This window comes from Bifidobacterium sp. N5G01, from assembly GCF_002742425.1.
In the GTDB taxonomy this organism is placed as follows: Bacteria; Actinomycetota; Actinomycetes; order Actinomycetales; family Bifidobacteriaceae; genus Bifidobacterium; species Bifidobacterium hominis.
Genome location: NZ_NJNP01000002.1, coordinates 60,232 through 79,011, shown reverse-complemented (window position 1 = coordinate 79,011; position 18,780 = coordinate 60,232). Strand labels below are relative to the sequence as shown.

Sequence of the window (18,780 nt, the reverse complement as noted above, 5' to 3'; positions counted from 1 at the left end):
ACATGCCGCACTCCGCGACAGCGTGATGCTGCGCATCATAGACCTGATGAGCGTCACCAAGACGGGTAAGGGGGTCAAGCGCAGGCAGCGTATCTCTTACGCGGCCCTTGGCATCAGCCAGATGGGTGCCGTGTATGAGGCATTGCTGTCATACCGTGGTTTTATCGCCAAGGAGAAGCTCTACGAGGTCAAACGTGCCAAGGATTCCTACGACCCTTTGAAAGTCGGCTACTTCGTGCCGGAACGCGAACTTGACAACTATTCGGAGGACGAACGCGTTCGCTACCCGGACAAAAGCCCGCATGCCGGCGAATTGCGCACCTACGAGCCGGGCACGTTCATTTACCGGCTTGCAGGCCGGGAGCGTGAAACGTCGGCCTCCTTCTATACGCCGGACAGTCTTGCGCAATGCCTGGTGAAGTACGCGCTCAAGGAGATTGAGCCACGTATCCACCAGGCTACCGACATTCTGGATCTGAAGATCTGCGAGCCGGCCATGGGTTCCGCGACCTTCCTGAACGAGACCATCAACCAGCTGGCCACCATGTACCTGAACCGCAGGGAGAAGGAACGGGTCGCTGAGGAAGGCCAACGGGCGGCGATTCCCGCGGAACGCCGGCAGGCCGAACTGCAGAAGGTCAAGATGTACATCGCCGACCACAACATCTACGGCATCGACCTGAACCCCGTGGCTGTGGAACTTGGAGAGGTGTCCCTATGGCTTAACACCATCTGTGAAGGATCCTTCGTGCCATGGTTCGGCACCCAGCTGCAATGCGGCAATTCACTGATCGGTGGCCGCCGCGTCGGATACCTTGAGTCGGATCTGGCCAGCACGACCAAAAACCGTCACTGGTATGAGGTCGAGCCCAAGCATATCGGGTTCAACCAGAGCTCGTCGTCCGTCAAGCGCGTCTACCAGTTCCTGACCGGGGACCCAGACATGTGCAAGTACGACGACAAAATCGTCAAAAGCATCGAATCCGAACATCTGGAAACCATCAAGGCTTGGAAGAAGAATTTTGCCAAGAAGCCTTATTCCCAGACGGAGATTGGCCTGATGAGGTCGTTGTCAAAGACCATCGACGAACTATGGCGCGGCCAGATCAAAGCGCGCCAGCAATTGGAAAAGGCGACTCAAGACGATCTGATTATCTACGGGTTTGACGCGAACGCCTCCAAAAAGACCGCGAAGGCTTTGGAAAACCAGCAGAAGCATGGGCAGGGCTCGCTCGGCATCGAAAATGAATACTTCCGTGGCAACAACCTCACCATTCGCGAGAAAGATGAGATGCTTCGCATTGCCTACCATTCGGAAAAGGCCGAGAACGCCAGCGAATACGCTCGTTTGAAACTTGCCATGGACTACTGGTGCTCGCTGTGGTTCTGGCCCATCGACCAAGCGAACCTGCTCCCCACAAGATCGCAGTACCTCACGGAAATGTCGCTGATCCTTACCGGCGAGATCCCGCAGGAAGAAGGATTCACGCTGACATCGATGGACAACGGTCAGCCTACGTTCGATGATGCCATGGACGACAGCCACGAGCGCGATTACATGTATGACCATGCCGTGGATTTGAACGAGCTATGCAAAGGCGACGGGGAACCCGCACAAAGGCTTCGCTTGGTGAAGAAAATTGCCAAGAAGCAGCGTTTCTTCCATTGGGAGCTCGAATTTGCCGACGTGTTCAAAGACGGCGGCTTCGACTTCATGGTCGGCAACCCGCCGTGGGTGAAGCTTCAGTGGGAGGCGGCCAATGCCATTTCCGACGTGAATCCGAAGTATGCGGTCCAATCGATCAGCGCATCCGATTTGAACAAGAAACTACCCGAATTGCTGAAGAACCAGCGCACGCATGACGCATTCATCAGCGAATATGTTTCAACGGCCGGTCAGATGTCGTTCTACAACGCCATCGGCAATTATCCGCTGCTGCAAGGCCAACAGACGAACCTGTTCCGTTGTTTCCTGCCGAACGCTTGGGATTACACGCGCAAGCATGACGGGGTGAGTGCGTTTGTGCATCCAGACGAACTGTATGGTGACACGAGAGCGGGCATACTACGCGAGCAGATGTATCGCAGGCTTCGGTACCATTTCCAATTCATCAATGAAAGGAAACTTTTCGCCGGTGTCCATAACGAAACTATATTCAGTCTGAACGTGTATCGGAATCCGAATACGGATTACAATCTTCCCCGTTTTGATTCCATCTGGAACCTCTACGATCCCAAGACCATCGACGAATGCTATGCGTCCGATGGCTCGGGAGCCGTTCCCGGAGTCAAAAACGAACTAGGCGAATGGAATACGCGAGGGCACAAGAGCCGTGTTGTTTCTATCTCCAAGGATGAACTGTCCATGTTCTCCAAGCTTGTGGGTAATGGACAGGAGAATGGGTGGAAGCAGACTCCGATGGTTGGAATTCATGCCATTGAGCTGCTTTCTGCATTGGAAAGAATGGCTTCTTCTCCGGAGAAATTGCGTAACCATTCCGAGGGAATCACGTACTCTCCAATGTGGGATGAGACCAATTCCCGTAAGGATGGCACCATCAAGGATGACATTCATTTCCCAACCTCAACGAAAGCGCTAATCTACTCCAGCCCATTTATAGGTGTCACGAATCCACTTTTACAAGTGGCGCGCCAAAAATGTCAAACTAATCGAGATTACGATCCGATTGACCTGACCGACATTCCAGCAGACTATATGCCTCGCGTGAAATACTCGCAGGCATGCACGGATGCGGAATATGAGGCGCGTGTGCAAAAAATGGCCGATCCGAATCAAGAAGACGGTGCTGCTGGCCGATTTGATGCCGTTTATAGGCTTTGTAATCGCGAATACGTCGGGCTTAGCAGCGAAAGGACACTGCAGGCGTCCTGTGTTCACCCAGGCGTAGCCTGGGTGCACACCATAGCAGGCTATGGTGTGCACCCAGAGCGCTACGCGTTGCTCGCGCTCATGAGCGGCCTGGAGGCCGCCTTGCCTTACGATTTCTTCGTACGCTCCGCTGGAAAGCCACACATTAACAGATCCGTGCTGGAATCTTTACCAGTTCCGGCAAGTGTCCTCAATCCTGAGATCCGTCTCCGTGGTCTGCTGCTCAATTGCCTGACCAAGCCGTATGCGAATTTGTGGCAATCCTGTTGGGACGAGACGTACACGTCCATGAGCTGGGCGAAGGATGATCCTCGACTTACCGCCGATACGTTCACCTCATTGACGGACGAGTGGGACTGGCATACGCCATTGCGTACGGACTACGAACGCCGGCAGGCATTGGTGGAGCTGGACGTACTGGCATCCATGGCGCTCGGCATCACCTTGGACGAGCTCATTGACATCTACGGATTGACCTTCATGGTTCTTAACCAGTATGAAGCGGATACATGGTATGACGCCAACGGGCGCGTGGCTTTCTCATCCAAAAAAGGGTACGGGAAGCTGACCTTCGACCGTCCCGATTTCGAAAGAATCAAGAACGCGCCTGCAGGCAAAGTATTCACTCGCACCATCACAGACGACACCCAGCCGGGTGGTCCACGTGAGCGGACCATCGAATATGTGGCGCCGTTCGACAAATGCAATCGCGTAGAGGATTACAAAACCGCGTGGAAGTTCTTCACGCAGAAGTACGGAGATGCCAAATGATTCCCATGGTGCTTGCACGGCACATCCAGTCCGGACTCGCCGATTACGTGGAGACCACGTTCCCCATGACCAACAAGCCGTTCCGTGGCTCCATCCGCAGGCTCGCACATCAGGAAGGCATGCTTTCCCAGGAGCCGTTCGTATCAGTCAAACTGCCGTTCCGAGTGGTCGGCAAACACGCGGAATTCCCGTTCCCATGCCTGCACCCCTCGTACCGGCCATACGCGCACCAGATGCGCGCATTCAAACGCATCGCCGCCGGCGAATCCACACTGGTGGCCACCGGCACCGGCTCAGGCAAGACCGAATGTTTCCTGTACCCGATCCTCGACTACTGCTACCGGCAGCGTAGACTTGGACGCAAGGGCATCAAGGCCATCCTCGTCTACCCGATGAACGCCCTCGCCACCGACCAGGCGAAACGATTGGCCGAACTCATCCACGACAGTCCGGAACTACGCAACAACGTGACCGCGGGCATGTATGTGGGCCAGATGAGCCAAGGCGGCAGCGACAAGGACAATCATGCCATGACCGCCACCAACATCGTGACCAGTCATGAGGAACTGCTCAAGAACCCGCCGGACATCCTGCTCACCAACTACAAGATGCTCGACTACCTGCTGGTACGCCCCAAAGACTCCCGGATCTGGGACAGCAATGATCCGGACACGCTCAAATACTTCGTCGTGGACGAATTGCACACCTTCGACGGCGCACAGGGCACCGACCTAGCCTGCCTGCTGCGCAGGCTCACCGACAGGCTGAACACCACCAGCGACAACATGTGCTTCGTCGGCACGTCGGCCACCATGGGCACCGAAGAGACAGTACGCGACATCTGCGCGTACGCCAGCCAAATCTTCAACACCACGTTCACACCGGAATCCGTGGTGACCGAGAATCGTCTTCGCGTCGATGAATTCTTCGTCACCAGCGACTACGACGACACCATGCCCACTGCCGCGCAAGCTGACCGGCTCATCGAACTCGAAGAGGATGTTGACCCCAGCGAATATCTTGCCCTTGCGGCTCAAGCATGGCTTGACGAAGCTCCCACAGAGCCAAGCGCCACAGATAAGGCACGCATCCGGCTCGCCGAATCCCTCCGCCATTCAAGGTTCCTGGCCAGCCTGTCCTCGTTCATCTGCGACGAACCCCAGCAAATCGATCGCAAACTGCTGGACAGACTCGCCATCATGGATGCAAGGTTCAACGCCTTGCATCCACGCCAACAGAAGGCCTGCGTGGACGCGCTGATAGCACTCGTCTCCCACGCGCGCACCGGTTCGGAAGGCCACACACGTCCATTCCTGAACGTACAGGTACAACTATGGGTCAAGGAACTCGGCCGCGTGGTCGCCAACATCACCTCGCAGGAAGGGAACATCGACTACCGTCCGGTCGTCGAACTGTCCAAAGACGACCTCAAGACCCGCATGCCGGTGATCAACTGCCGTGATTGCGGAGGAACCGCATGGATCGGACTCGCCGGCAAAGACGGCGGTATCAGCATGGGCGACCCCCGAACGTTCTACAACGAGTATTTCGCCTACCATGCCGATAATGCGTTGGTGACCCTGCAGCCCTGCACCATGGATTATGTTCTTGACGGTCATGCCGACAACGGAGCCATGGTCTGGTTCTGCAATGCATGCATGAAGGAACAGGCCGTAGGACGTTTCGAATCCACGGAACGTGAATGCCCAGCATGTGGAGAGCAACGCATACCCATGGTCGCCAGGGGCATGGAGCTTGTATCCGGCAACCGCAAACACTATCAGTGTCCGTTCTGCGGCAGCGAACAGGACATCGCCATGGTCGGCGTGAGAACCACCACGCAGGTCAGCGTGATGCTCACCCAACTTTCCGGAGACTCCTTCAACGACGACAGCAAGGCCATCGTGTTCTCCGACAGCGTGCAGGACGCCTCCTACCGAGCCAGCGTGTTTAACTCCCGCACCTGGCGATTCGCCCTGCGCAACTCCGCCATGGACTACATGCGCGAGGAGTGCAAGGAAGGCGTCTCCTTCGCCGAATATCTCAACAAGCAGAACAGCTACTACCATCGCCGCTATCCGGACGAAAACGAATACATCGTGCGATTCATCGCGCCGAACATGACATGGATGCGCGAATACGAAGCCGTATTGCAAGGCAATCCCGCAGGGCCCGGCCGGCGTCAGCTGCTCGATTGGATCGAGCGCAGACTCCGACTGGAATCGCTGCTGGAATTCGGCATGCGCTCCCGTACCGGACGCACATTGGAGAAATCCGGTTGCGCCGCAATAGCATTCGACCAGATTCTCCTGAAACGTGTGGCACAGGCCGTTGCGGAACGTTGCCATAACGAGATCGGATTGCACGAGAATTCCATCATGGAGACCGACTGGCTCCGGCTGATCGTGGCGTTCCTCGACCAGCTGCGCACGAAAGGCGCGTTCTTCGACGTGACCTATGACCAGTTCCTGCAAAACGACGGCAACAAGTTCCTGCTTTCCAACACGAACATCAAATGGATGCCCGGCATGTACGCGGATGGTATGCCCTATTTCCTGTCGGACAAGGAACCAGTGCGCAAAGGCGTTTTCAATACCCTGAATTCGCCGGCATACCGTCAGATCGTCGACCGGTACCTCACCGACGGCGCCCTTGAAGGCGACATCCACCACGAGCTGTTGAGAATCGTGCTCGAAGAGTGCATAGCAGCAGAATTCATCACGCAGCAACGTTATCCAAGCATGAAAATGGAACGCACCGTGTACGGGCTCAACGAGTCCGGCTGCACGGTCAGCGGCAAGGTCACGCAGCTGATCTGCGACACGTGTGGACGGAGCTATTCGTGCGCCACACAGAACCTTGACGCATGGAACGGAGCACGTTGCCGTATCCACAAATGCCCGGGCAGACTGGTATCCGGCACTCCCGAAGCCGAAGCCTTGGAATTGCGCTACTATGGCAAACTGTACTGCGGGGAGCCAGCCGATCGCATCCACGCTGCCGAACACACGGGACTGCTCAACGGCGACGACCGTGCCAAGGTCGAAGAGGAATTCAAGCGCAAGAATCGCAAGCCCGGCGACGTGAACGTGCTCGCCTGTACGCCGACCCTGGAGATGGGCATCGATATCGGAGACCTCTCCACAGTGATTCTCTCGTCAATTCCGCCTACCCAAGCCCAGTACATCCAACGTGCCGGTCGTGCAGGGCGACGTGACGGCAACTCCTTGGTGCTGGCGGTGGCCAATACCAAGGAACACGACACGTACTTCTACCAGCGTCCGAAAGATATGCTTGGAGGCGCGGTGAACCCGCCGCACATCTTCCTCGACGCGACCGCAGTGTTGGAGCGTCAGCTCACCGCCTACGCATTGGATCGTTGGGTGCATGCCATGCTGGATGCCGGCAGCGAACCGGCCGATGTGGTACCCGACAAATTGAAAAACTGTTTGGATAATGTCAACGGCAGCGGCTCCAGCGGGTTCCCGGTGAATTTCCTGAACTGGACAGGCCAACATTCCGGCGAACTGCTCGACGGATTCGGAAGAATGTTCTCATTCTCCGAGGAACTCCGAACGCAGCTCGACGGATTCGTACGCGGTACGGAAGATGGCAGCACCATGGCCAGACGCGTCTACGATGTGTTCCAAAAAACCAACGATACCGTCAGAACGCTGGAATCGCAGAAGAGCGCTGCGAGGCAGCTGCTCGACGAGCTCAAGAAGAAGCCCTCCGACTCATCGTTCGAAGAGCAGCAGCGCGAATGCGAAGATGAGATTCACAATCTTGGCCGCATCGTCACAAGCATTCTCAACACCAACACGTTCAACTACCTTTCCGACGAAGGTATCCTGCCCAATTATGCGTTCCCGGAAACCGGTGTGACCCTCCACACCATCCTCAAAGAGGACAAGGAACCGTCCGATGCGGCACACGGAATCGAGCCTGCCGCGCAGGACAAGACGAAACGCAGGGGGAAGGCCACGCGTGATTTCGTGCGCCCGGCGGCCACGGCCATCACGGAACTGGCGCCGGGAAACACGTTCTTCGCGGGCGGACGCAAATACAAAATCAGCCGTGTGCTATGTTCGAAAGGCGGTGCCGACGACGAACTGGCAATGTGGCGCCTATGCCCGAACTGCTCGCACGCGGAACCCGCCTCCAGCACCGAGAACCTCGCCAGCTGTCCCTCCTGTGGGTCAATGCAGTGGGCCGATAACGGCCAGAAAAGGCCGATGCTGCGCATCGACACCGTCATATCCGATGAGACCTACAGCGAAAGCCTGATTGAGGACACCTCCGACAGCAGACCCAAGACCCAGTTCCTGAAGAATACGATGGTGGACATTGATCCGGCAGACATCCAATCGGGATGGCAGTTCAAGGGAATCACGAACTTCGGATTCGACTACACGCCGCAGGGCACAGTCCGTGAAATCAACTTCGGACAGGTTTCTGATAGGGGAGCCTCGGTGGAAATCGCCGGTAGCAAGGAGATACGTAACGGTTTCAACGTGTGCCTGAAATGCGGCGCGTTGCTCGGCGAGCGCGAATCACGGCACGCCTACTTCTGTCCGGAACGCAAGAAGGCGCAGGAACAGCAGTTGGAGCAATCGGAGTGGAACGGTACGTGCCTGTTCCTATACCGTGAGGTCAAATCGGAAGCGCTGCGTATGCTCGTGCCAGGGCTTGCCGATGCCCAAGGTGCGGATGGTGCTGCGGAGTCGTTGACCGCCGCAGTGATGCTTGGGCTGCGTGAACGCTTCGGCAATGTGGAACATCTACAGGCGACACTCATGAACGAGCCGTTGCCGGATAACTCCGGACTTCGCAAAACCTATCTTGCACTATACGACACAGTGCCCGGAGGAACTGGCTATCTTAAGCAGCTGTCCGATCCGGATACGATGTTCGAGGTGTTTTCCAGGTCAAAGGAAGTCATGAAGCATTGCGAATGTGCAAAGAACGGCGGCGACGGGTGCTACAGATGCCTGTATGCATACAGACAAAGCCAGGACCTGAAACTTATTTCCCGTAAGACCGCGCTGGCGATGCTCACGGGCATCCTCGACCCGTCCAACAAACGCAGTCGTGTGAAGACCGTTTCGAAGATCAACACGAACAAACTGTTCGACAGTGGACTCGAACAGCAGTTCATCGAAGCTCTCCGGTGCATGCATGCCCATCCCTTCGCGGAATCCGACGATGCCAAGGGACGTCGTGCCATCGTCAAGGACGAATTCATCAATAGCAAACCTGGATATTCCATCACCGTGAACGGAAGCGTGTGGAGCGTCGAGCCACAAGTCGCGTTGGGGCCGGCCGATGGGGTCGCGATTCCCTGCAAGCCTGATTTCGTGCTGACGGTCAGCAATATCGATGAATCTGGTGACGTGGTTGAGCATGACGGAAGGAAGCCGGTTGCCATCTTCACCGATGGCCTGCAATACCATGCAGGCATCGTCGCCCAGGATTCCCTGAAGAGGGAAGCGCTTCGTCAGGCAGGCTATCGCATATGGTCCTTGGATTATGACGATGTGATCGGATATGTGCAGGGCAAGGATGTGGCGCAGCTCGCCGATCCGATGCTGGCACCCAAGTCCATGCCGTCTCCGGTGGCTTACAAGAGCACGATTGGCAAGAGGACTGACGAATTCAACCCCAGCGAAGTTTCGGCAATGGCCATGCTGGAATATTATCTCGCGGAACCGGATGCCGAACGGATATTCGCCATCCAAGCGCTGGCAATGAGCTATGCTCTGAATCCGCGAAACAAGAACGTTGAACCTCAGGCCGTGGATATGCTGCATCGGAATGAAGCGTTGCACGGCGAGAACGAATCGACATTCATGATTTGCTCGTCCTGGAATCCTTCGAACTGCACGAGACTGAAATTCCAATCCGGTTTGTGCATTGGAGAGGATATGCGGACCACCGAACCCCACGTCGGCATGGTGTTCTCGGACATTCAGCGTGATGCCGCGAAAGCAAAGAACGATGATTATAATCCGTTGGATGCTTTGGACGAGAACGAGGCAGAGGCGTTCAAAACGCAGTGGGCAGCCTTCTGGCATTTTGCGAACGTGATGCAATTCTCGGAATACTTCCATGCTATCGGTGATGCTGCGCTACGTGACGAATCCATGTACGAGCCGCTTCGCAACGGCCTGCGGAACGCTCCTGATCTGCAGAAAGACAATGATTCCGAATGGAACGATATTCTGGCGGATCCGACCTACGTGTATTGCGCGGATGAAACCAAGGAGGTCGTCAAACGGTTTATTGAGTCTGACATACCGGCACCGGATGCACTCGGATATGAGCTGCTGGACGAGAACGAGGAAATCATTGCGCAGTCAGAGCTCGCATGGGAGGATGGGAAGATCGTGTTTTTCCCGTCCTACGACTTGCAATCCGACCGAGAGAACGCCGACGAATTCGTCAAGCGCGGCTGGACTATCATTACGGAAAATAACGATGACCTTGACAAGGTGTTCGCTTCATTGACGGAAGGCATGGAACGCTGATGGCAGATATACGTACGATGAACAAACCCGTGGTCGCACTCGGCAGCGATCTCATGCGCAGCCTGCTCGAGCTGCCTAAGAAAGCGCAGAAACATGCCACGACGTTTCTGACAAAATTCCAGGCGAATCCTCGATCATCCGGAATCAATCTGGAACGAATCGCCAATGCGGCGGACGAAAAACTGTATTCCGCGCGCATCGACCAGCGATATCGCGCCATCATCGCTTTCCAGAAAAGCAGCAACGTGTACGTTTTGCTGTACGTTGGAGACCACGATGACGCTTACAAATGGGCGGAAACAAAGCGAATCAGCGTCAACCCGAATACGAGGGCCATCCAGCTGTACGATATGGCTCCTCAAGAGGAAATCGACGCAGCGATGCATGAGGATTCCCAAAACAAAGTTGGATGGGGGAGCGTTGCCGCAAACGCGCCCCAATCAGATTCCGCTGCGTCGGAATCTGTTCCCCAGCCCACGGAAGACCATGCCGGCACGAATCACGGAATAGCTTCAGCTATTGCAACTTCAGCTGTGACGGACAAGACGCCGCAGATGCCACAGCAAGCTCCCGAACCTCATACCGGTCCGCTTCCAGACACTTATCGGGCATTGACAGATAATGACATGCGCCGGTTCGGCGTACCTGACATGTATGTGCCAGTCATGTGCACGAGAAAGACGTGGGAAGCGTTTGAACGGTGGGGGGCCAGGCTCCCAAAGGATGCTTTCATGTACCTTACCTTCGTTGCTGAAGGACTTCCCAAGTCCGAGGTCTTCGGACTGCTCGATGAAACCGAAGGCAAGACCAGCGACAGGCTGGGGCTGGAGCAGCAGATGTCTGCCTCGTCCATCGAATCTGGTGAAGAGGCCGATCCGGAGGACTTCCGTGCCGCCCTGTCAAGCTATGCATCGCAGCAGTCTTTCGTGGTCGTGCAGGGAGAAGCGGATCTCAAACGTATTCTGGATGCGCCGCTGGAACAGTGGCGTGTGTTCCTGCATCCATCGCAGCGTCTTTATGTGGAACATGATTACCATGGTCCGTTCCGCCTGCTCGGCGGTGCCGGTACGGGAAAGACCGTGGTGGCCATGCATCGCGCGAAACGTCTCGCTGCAAGACTGCTGAGAAGCGGTAGCCGTCAGAAAGTGCTGTTCACCACATACTCGCGTAATCTTGCCACCGATATTGCATCGAACCTGAAACTCATCTGCACGCCAGACGAATTCAATACCATCGACGTGGTCAATCTCGACAAGCTCGTAAAAGATCTGCTGACGGGGCATGGCTATTCCGGTGAGATTTGGTATGACGGTATCTCCGACTATGGCAACGATCTTGACACCGCGTGGCGTAAGGCTATCGCGTCCATCGGCGTGAACGATCCGAAACTCACGGTTTCTTTCTTCAAAAGTGAGCTCAGCCAAGTGATTGTGCCGCAGCAGGTACGGAATGCTGCCGATTACATGCGCGTGCTACGCAAGGGGCGTGGCACGAGACTGAACCGAGCCCAGAAGCTTGTCGTATGGAAAGTTGTGGAAACGTATCGGCGCATCATGCAGGCGAACGACGCATATGATGTGGACACAGCCATGCAGAACGTCGTGTCGTTGCTTACGCAGGGTGATGCGCCGAGGAAATATGCGCATGTGGTGGTCGATGAAGGGCAGGATTTCTCTGTGCCGGCATACCGTGTGATTCGTGCTCTGGTGGATGAGGGAGACAACGATATCTTTATCGTCGGCGACGCACAGCAGCGCATCTACGGTCATACTGCGGTGCTGTCGAAATGCGGCATCCGTATCCAGGGACGTGCCCGCAAACTGCGGATCAATTATCGCACCACCGAACAGATTCGTAGCGCCGCCGACTCCATTTTCCGTAGTTCCGGCGCCGATGTCGCGGATTCGGTGTTTGCGGCTGTTCGCGGCATCGGAGATGCTTCGCCGGCCACAACGTTCGATGACCTGGACGGAGGGGAGAGCCCGACCGGCGACAGCCGGTCGCTGATGAGCGGTCCCGTTCCCGAAGCGCTGCGGTTTGCATCCCAGTCAGATGAGATGGATGCCGTTAGGGAATGGATTTATGGATTGTGCGGCACGGCGGAAGACGCGGCCAGCGATGAGTCCGACGGCGGGCGTGTGGATCCGCGTAATGTGTGTGTGGTGGCAAGAAGTCGCTACTGCATCGACCAGTGGTATAAGACGCTTGATGACGGCTTGCCGTATGGCGTGTACCGGCTTGATAGGGATGCAGAAAACAGGCAAAGGCAAGGAATTCGCATCGCCACCATGCATCGAGTCAAAGGTCTGGAATTCGACTATGTGGTGGTAGTCGATGTGAACGATGGTGTATGCCCGCCGAAGCCCGCGTTGCAATCTGCCGGTGCCGATCCGGCTGCGTTGAATGACATCTACAGGGAGGAACGAAGTCTCATTTATGTGGCTATGACACGTGCCAAAAAGGGTGTGCTGCTGACTGGCGTCTCGGCGCATGTGAGGTAAGGGAAGAGGAGCACCATGGACGCTGGAAAGAAAATCCTGCTGGACTTATTGACCGGTTCGCTTCGGTTCGTGGTTCCGGTGTATCAGCGCAGATACTCATGGGGCGAGACGCAGTGCCGGCAATTGTGGGCCGACATCGTAACGGCTGGCAGGCATCCTGAGAGAACGCATTTCACCGGATCGATCGTGTGGATGCAGGACGGCGGCATCGGTCCGGATGGTGTCAGCCGGTGTCTGCTCATCGACGGCCAGCAGCGCCTCACCTCGGTGACTCTGCTGCTTATCGCACTGGCCGAATATGCTCGCGAACACCCTGAGAACCTGCGATTCTCCACAGACATGCTTATCGACCGTGGCTATATTGTCGACAAGTACGCAACCGGCGAAGGCCGCTACAAGCTGACGCTTTCCGGCGACGATAGGGAAGTGCTGCACAGCATGTGCGACCATGCGATCGCCCCAGATCGGCCGGACCATGCCAATATGGGTTCCCGGCTGGAAACGAACCTCGATCTGTTCCGTTCACTGGTCGCCGCAATCGATGATGCGAACGTGGTGTGGAACGGTCTGCAGCGTCTCGAAGTCGTGTCTGTCACCTTGGACCAAGATCGTGACGAACCGCAACTGGTATTCGAATCAATGAATTCCACCGGGCTTGATCTGGAGACTTCCGACCTGGTACGCAACTACATGCTCATGGGGTGCTCCATGGCCGAGCAGAAAACCTTATACGAAGACTATTGGCTGCCCATGGAACGTGTTCTCGGCAACCTCTCATTCGATGCATTCCTGCACGACTGGATGGTCGTTACATTGAAAAAGCCCGTGCTCAAAGGCCGCGTCATGTACGCGGAATTCAAACGTTTCGCGGCCGACAGTTCCTTGCTGCGCATGGAACGCACGCGTAATCTTCTGGCGAACATGCTGGAATACGCCAAATACTATGCCGCTATCAAAGGCGTTGCCGCCGCTGGCAGCGGCGATATGAACGTGGACCGCCGTCTCGAATCAATTCAAAAACTGGTCAGCACGGTTACGGACCCGTTGGTTATGTACATGTTCGCGGCATGGAAGCGTGATCGCGTAAGTTGTGATGGACTGCTGCGCATGCTTGCGGATCTTGAATCGTATCTGTTCCGCAGAATGATCTGCTCGGTATCCAGCAACGGATTGAACAAGCTCGTTCCGTCGCTGATCGTCAGACTTGATTCGGCTGAAGATGATTTGGCCGAAACCTTCGCCGCACTACTCATCACCGAGACCGCCAAAGCTACACGCATGCCTACTGACAGTGAATTCAGACAGGCGTTGCTCGGCGAGAACCTGTACCGGCCGGCCTGGCGATGCAAGTATTTGCTTGCCGGCTTGGAGAACTATAACCACCCCAAGGATCCGCGGTCCTTCAGCGAATACACCATCGAACACATCATGCCGCAGAACGCCATGGCGCACGCCGAATGGTGCAATATGCTCGCAGACCTCGACCGATTCCCGCTATTGGTGAACAGTCTGGGTAATCTGACACTGACCGCATACAATTCGGAGCTTTCCGACGGAACGTTCGAACAGAAGAAGAACCGTGCGGTCGGCGGATACGATAGCGAATACCTATCCATTTCCGTGGAACTGCACGATGCTTCGCAATGGAACGAACAGGCGATCGCGCAGCGAGGCACCCGACTTGCCGATCTCGCATTGCAGGTGTGGGCACGGCCCACAGCGGGGAATGAGGTTATGCAGACTCTGCGCAATCGGGACGTGAACCAGGGGGAACGTGAACAGAATGCCGTTGATTTCGCTGATTTGTGCAAACGCGGAGTTCTCGCGGCCGGAGATGTGCTGGAAAGCTGTTACGCTGGCGTAACCGCCACGGCTACCGTAACCGAAGACCATCGCATCCGCTTGGCCAACGGCGAGATATTCGACAGTCCATCCGGCGCGTTTCGCCGTGCCAGAATGCTCGAAACCGGCGAGGATAAGCAGGTCAACGGGTGGACAGTGTGGAAAGTCGCGGACGGCAGAACTTTGAACGAATTGCGGTAAGTCGGCAGTAATATCTCGCTGCGGCGCAGCTTCTGGAATGGGTTGTACAAATATGCCGCAACACGGCCCGACTTCATCGACGTGTATGGCGATCCATCCGGCCGCAAGACAAACAGCGACACATGGACAAGTTTCGGCGTGGGTTCGGAAATCTGCCACCCAGATGGGACGCTGAATATCCGTGGCGGCTATATTACGGTCGACCTGTACTTCGCCGACACGTTCCAGTACGCGAAGCTCTACACCATGAGGGATTCCGTTGAACGGATACTGGCAAATCTGGGCGAGGTGATGTGGAACGAGCCGGAAGCCGACAAGAAAAACTGGCATCTTTGAGTGCGTCGTGATGTGGATTTCTCCGGTGACATGACGGAAGCCTACCGGTGGATGACGGACGGGCTGCTCGCCATGCGCAATGTGTATGAGCTGCTCGGCTGATGTTTTGGCCGTTTCGACTGCTGTGTGTTCAATGCTTCATACAATGAACGTAGTCATCCGAAAAGAGGCCGTCATGAAATATGGGATGAGGAAACCTAGCTGGAACATCTACGACGCCGAAACGAACGACATGGACACGAAAATCCACAACAACCAATGCGTGGTGAACTGACGGAAACGATTGTAGCCGGCGCCGCCTAGCATGCAATATGGGAAACGACGCCGGCCACAACGACCGGCCAAGACGGACGGAACACACGAAAAGGCGAATCAAACACAGCATGGGCAAGAATGGCACGCAACCAACAACGAAAAACGTCACACCGGCGGTCACGCCATGGGGTAAGAACCGTGTGAAGAACACCGAAACCGGCAAGCACGTGCTCATCATGCCGGGCATTGGATACACCGTAGACCGACCGCTGCTATACTGGGCAGCGCAGGCGCTTGCGGCCAACGGATGGTTCGTGGACCGTCTCGACCTGAAACTGACGGAAAGCGTCGAGTTTCCGGAAATGATCGCCTGCATGGAACGCGTGGTCGACGAATGGCACAAGGCGGCGCTCGAACATGCTGCCGAATCGGGTGAGGAGCCGCAGTTGCTGGTCGTCACCAAATCGCTCTCCACACTCTCATATCCGCATTCCGCAAAACTAGGATTGCGCGTGGTGCTGCTCACCCCGGTACTCAACCCGCCGCCATTCGACAAGCACAAGTCGGTCATTCCCGCGCCGCTGCCGGGAACCGCCGGCAGCCCGATGCCGCTAATCTGCGCAGGTGACGCCGACCCATACTACGATGACGCCAAAGCGCATCTGCTCACCGACCATGTGCGCACGTACGCTGGTGCCAACCATTCCATCGAAGTGCCGGACGATTGGCAGACGTCACTCGACTACCTGAAACAGGTCACGCAGGCCATCGTCGACTACGCCGGCTGAAAAGAACGGGACGGAATATGCGCATCGTATTGCAGAAGGTCAGCGAAGGATCCGTCGACGTGGTCGACGAGACAAGCGGAGAAGTCGACACCACATTCGAACCACAGCATATAGGCATCGGCTATGTGCTGCTTGTCGGAGTGGAAGACACGGACGGAGCGAAACAAATCGACCGGCTCGCCCGCAAAATCGCCAACCTGCGCGTCTTCGAAGACGAGAACGGCAAAATGAACCGTTCCATCCACGACGTGAACGGCAGTGTGCTGTCCATCTCCCAATTCACGCTATACGCGGACGTGCGCAAAGGCAACCGCCCAAGCTTCGTGAAAGCCGGAGCGCCCGCGCACGCCGAACAAGCATGGCACGGATTCAACGACGCCCTGCGCGCGCAAGGACTCGAAGTAAAAGAAGGACGATTCGGCTCCCACATGCGCGTGCGGCTCGCCAACGACGGTCCGGTCACCATCATCCTTGACACCGACGAACTCGGCGTCTGACCCAAAACCCAACGTGAAACCCTATATCCGACGATTGCCATAGGGTAAAACGCATGGGAATATGGAACGACCGCAAACTGATTGTCAACTGCCTGCCGTTGACCGAATCCGAACGTGCGCAATTCATACGTGCCGCGAAAGACATACCACAGGAATTCGTCGGCGATTCGACCCAACGGGGAAGCATGAGCTGGACCGCCGCAGTACCGGAGGAACTCAAAGCCAAAGCCACCGCGGTCATCGGCAACATCGCGCCCGAGGAATGCGCGCAATGCCCCAAACTCGAATGGCTTCAAACTTGGAGCGCCGGCGTCGACAAATACCAGCGACCCGGCATCCTACAGCCCGGATCCATGCTCACCAATGCCACCGGAGCCTACGGGCAAAGCGTCTCCGAACACATGTTCGCCATGATGTGGGCCATCATGAAGAACCTGCACATCTACGCGGCAAGCAACCCGAACGCCATGTGGCAGGACGCGGGCCGCGCCATCAGCCCCAACGGAAAAACGGCGCTCATCATCGGAACCGGCGACATCGGATCACACTTCGCGCGACTCTGCAAAAACGTCGGAATGACAACCATTGGCATTCGCCGTAATCCCGCCGTCGAAGCGCCGGGCGTCGATTATATGGTCGGTTTCGATTCCCTCGACGACGTGCTGCAATACGCCGATGTGATCGCCATGTGCGTACCATCCACTCCGACAACGTACCACCTGCTCAATGCGGAACGCATCGCATTTCTCAAACCTGACGCCATCATCATCAACGCGGGCCGCGGCGACGCCATTGAAAGTCAGGCGCTTGCCGACGCGCTCGCGGAAGGACGAATCCATGGCGCCGCGCTCGATGTGACCGAACCGGAGCCGCTGCCGGCCGACTCACCGCTGTGGTGCGAGCCGAAATGCCTCATCACCCCACATGTGGCGGGAGGCAACCATCTTGAGATCACCGAACGCAGTATCATCTCCATTGCATTAGGCAACGTCCGCTGCTACGTCAACGGTCAGTCGCTCGACAATCGCATGCCCATCAAAAGCTGACGGTCGCGCGTGCGGGGAGACCCGTATGATGGCAGTCGGGAAGAAAGGAAAGGGTATGACATTGAATAAATGGCGTCGTGCGACGGAATGGTTTATGACGGCATTGGCGTTGGTGTTCCTGTTCGCGTATTCGTGGGAAGTTCTGGCGAGGACGCATATCCTGTTGTGTGAAATGGTGATCAACATCATCTGGATGGTGTTCATCGCCGACTGCGTCGTTTCGATCCTGCTGGCAGAAGATAAGAAAACTTGGTTCAAAGACAATCTGCTGATGCTGGTGTCCATCGCATTGCCCGTCTTCAGGCCGTTGAGACTGCTGCGTCTGGTGGCAGTGCTCAACGTGCTTAATCGTACCGGTGGCATGGCGGTGCGTGGGCGCATCACACTGTACACATGCTGCAGCGTGACACTACTGATGTATATCGGCGCCCTTGCCGAATTGGATGTGGAACGTGGGGTTCCAGGCGCTTCCATCACCGATTTCGGTGAAGCGATATGGTGGTCGTTCGTGACCGTCACCACAGTCGGCTATGGCGATTTGTCCCCGGTGACATGGCAGGGAAGATGCATCGCCATCGGACTGATGATAACCGGCGTTGCCCTGATTGGCATCGTCACCGCGACGCTGGCTTCATGGATCGTCGACCGTGTTCGTGACGAGACCGACAAGCGCGCGGATGAGGCGGAATCGGAAACGGAACAGTTGCGCCACAATGTGCGGGAACTGACGGACACCGTCAACCAGCTGCGCGATGATATTGCGCAGCTGCGCAGGTTATAGCGGTTCTCATGCCTGCAACGGTATTATCGGTCGGTTCCACGGCCAACGCGGATCCAACCGATAAGCCGACAACCAACCCCACGGCCAGCAATCCGGACAATACGGACATCATCGAATTGTGACGACGCCACCCTCGCGCTGCTGGAAGCCGAACCGGTGGAACTCGATCCATGGCAGCCGCTCACCAAGCGTTGCCGCTGATATAACCTGTATGGAGCGAAGCCGTGGCTGAGATTGCAGCCACGGCTTTCCTGTTCCGCTGTGCTGATACTCTTTCATAAGAACAAATGTGCGAACGATTGGGGTTCAGTTGGCGGATACTTTGCCATGGCTTTCCGACGAACT

Annotated in this window: 10 protein-coding genes; all 10 read left to right on the top strand. The window is 56.3% G+C overall.

Translation table 11 applies throughout. The annotated features are described in order from the left end of the window. Window positions 1-46: 46 nt before the first annotated feature. The 10 genes from CE168_RS03985 to CE168_RS03950 all read left to right on the top strand — a co-directional run bounded on the left by CE168_RS03985 (window position 47) and on the right by CE168_RS03950 (window position 18,435). Complete coding sequence (locus CE168_RS03985) at window positions 47-3,661, top strand: Eco57I restriction-modification methylase domain-containing protein (protein ID WP_143433387.1); 3,615 nt, start codon at window positions 47-49, stop codon at window positions 3,659-3,661. After that, on the top strand, window positions 3,658-10,188 hold the full coding sequence (locus CE168_RS03980; protein WP_180753695.1) for a DEAD/DEAH box helicase: 6,531 nt from the start codon (window positions 3,658-3,660) through the stop codon (window positions 10,186-10,188). Before CE168_RS03985 ends, CE168_RS03980 begins: the two co-directional genes overlap by 4 nt. After that, window positions 10,188-12,689 carry a UvrD-helicase domain-containing protein gene (locus tag CE168_RS03975; protein ID WP_099571224.1) on the top strand — a complete coding sequence of 834 codons (2,502 nt, stop codon included), beginning with the start codon at window positions 10,188-10,190 and terminating at the stop codon, window positions 12,687-12,689. Before CE168_RS03980 ends, CE168_RS03975 begins: the two co-directional genes overlap by 1 nt. Before the next feature lie 15 nt (window positions 12,690-12,704). After that, complete coding sequence (locus tag CE168_RS03970; RefSeq protein WP_236824310.1) at window positions 12,705-14,732, top strand: GmrSD restriction endonuclease domain-containing protein; 2,028 nt, start codon at window positions 12,705-12,707, stop codon at window positions 14,730-14,732. A 138-nt stretch (window positions 14,733-14,870) separates the two neighbouring features. Beyond that, complete coding sequence (locus CE168_RS09115; RefSeq protein WP_236824309.1) at window positions 14,871-15,068, top strand: hypothetical protein; 198 nt, start codon at window positions 14,871-14,873, stop codon at window positions 15,066-15,068. A 145-nt stretch (window positions 15,069-15,213) separates the two neighbouring features. Further along, window positions 15,214-15,342, top strand: coding sequence for a hypothetical protein (locus CE168_RS09240; RefSeq protein WP_270542191.1), 129 nt, complete (start codon window positions 15,214-15,216; stop codon window positions 15,340-15,342). 109 nt (window positions 15,343-15,451) lie between these two features. Then, window positions 15,452-16,111, top strand: a complete 660-nt coding sequence (locus CE168_RS03965) for a hypothetical protein (protein WP_442861941.1) — start codon at window positions 15,452-15,454, stop codon at window positions 16,109-16,111. A 17-nt stretch (window positions 16,112-16,128) separates the two neighbouring features. Beyond that, window positions 16,129-16,608 (top strand): D-aminoacyl-tRNA deacylase, encoded by a 480-nt coding sequence (gene dtd / locus CE168_RS03960; protein ID WP_099571222.1) that lies wholly within the window; start codon window positions 16,129-16,131, stop codon window positions 16,606-16,608. Window positions 16,609-16,661: 53 nt separating this feature from the next. Then, complete coding sequence (locus CE168_RS03955; RefSeq protein ID WP_099571221.1) at window positions 16,662-17,654, top strand: D-2-hydroxyacid dehydrogenase; 993 nt, start codon at window positions 16,662-16,664, stop codon at window positions 17,652-17,654. 55 nt (window positions 17,655-17,709) lie between these two features. Next, window positions 17,710-18,435: a potassium channel family protein gene (locus CE168_RS03950; RefSeq protein ID WP_033524046.1), complete on the top strand. Its 726-nt coding sequence runs from the start codon at window positions 17,710-17,712 to the stop codon at window positions 18,433-18,435. Window positions 18,436-18,780 lie beyond the last annotated feature (345 nt).

What these genes read in the sequence shown, in the direction of transcription:
- CE168_RS09240 (WP_270542191.1), top strand. Translation starts at nt 15,214, where the DNA reads ATGAACGTAGTCATCCGAAAAGAGGCCGTCATGAAATATGGGATGAGG.
- CE168_RS03955 (WP_099571221.1), top strand. Translation starts at nt 16,662, where the DNA reads ATGGGAATATGGAACGACCGCAAACTGATTGTCAACTGCCTGCCGTTG.
- CE168_RS03965 (WP_442861941.1), top strand. Translation starts at nt 15,452, where the DNA reads ATGGGCAAGAATGGCACGCAACCAACAACGAAAAACGTCACACCGGCG.
- dtd (WP_099571222.1), top strand. Translation starts at nt 16,129, where the DNA reads ATGCGCATCGTATTGCAGAAGGTCAGCGAAGGATCCGTCGACGTGGTC.
- CE168_RS03970 (WP_236824310.1), top strand. Translation starts at nt 12,705, where the DNA reads ATGGACGCTGGAAAGAAAATCCTGCTGGACTTATTGACCGGTTCGCTT.
- CE168_RS03980 (WP_180753695.1), top strand. Translation starts at nt 3,658, where the DNA reads ATGATTCCCATGGTGCTTGCACGGCACATCCAGTCCGGACTCGCCGAT.
- CE168_RS03950 (WP_033524046.1), top strand. Translation starts at nt 17,710, where the DNA reads ATGACATTGAATAAATGGCGTCGTGCGACGGAATGGTTTATGACGGCA.
- CE168_RS03985 (WP_143433387.1), top strand. Translation starts at nt 47, where the DNA reads ATGAGCGTCACCAAGACGGGTAAGGGGGTCAAGCGCAGGCAGCGTATC.
- CE168_RS03975 (WP_099571224.1), top strand. Translation starts at nt 10,188, where the DNA reads ATGGCAGATATACGTACGATGAACAAACCCGTGGTCGCACTCGGCAGC.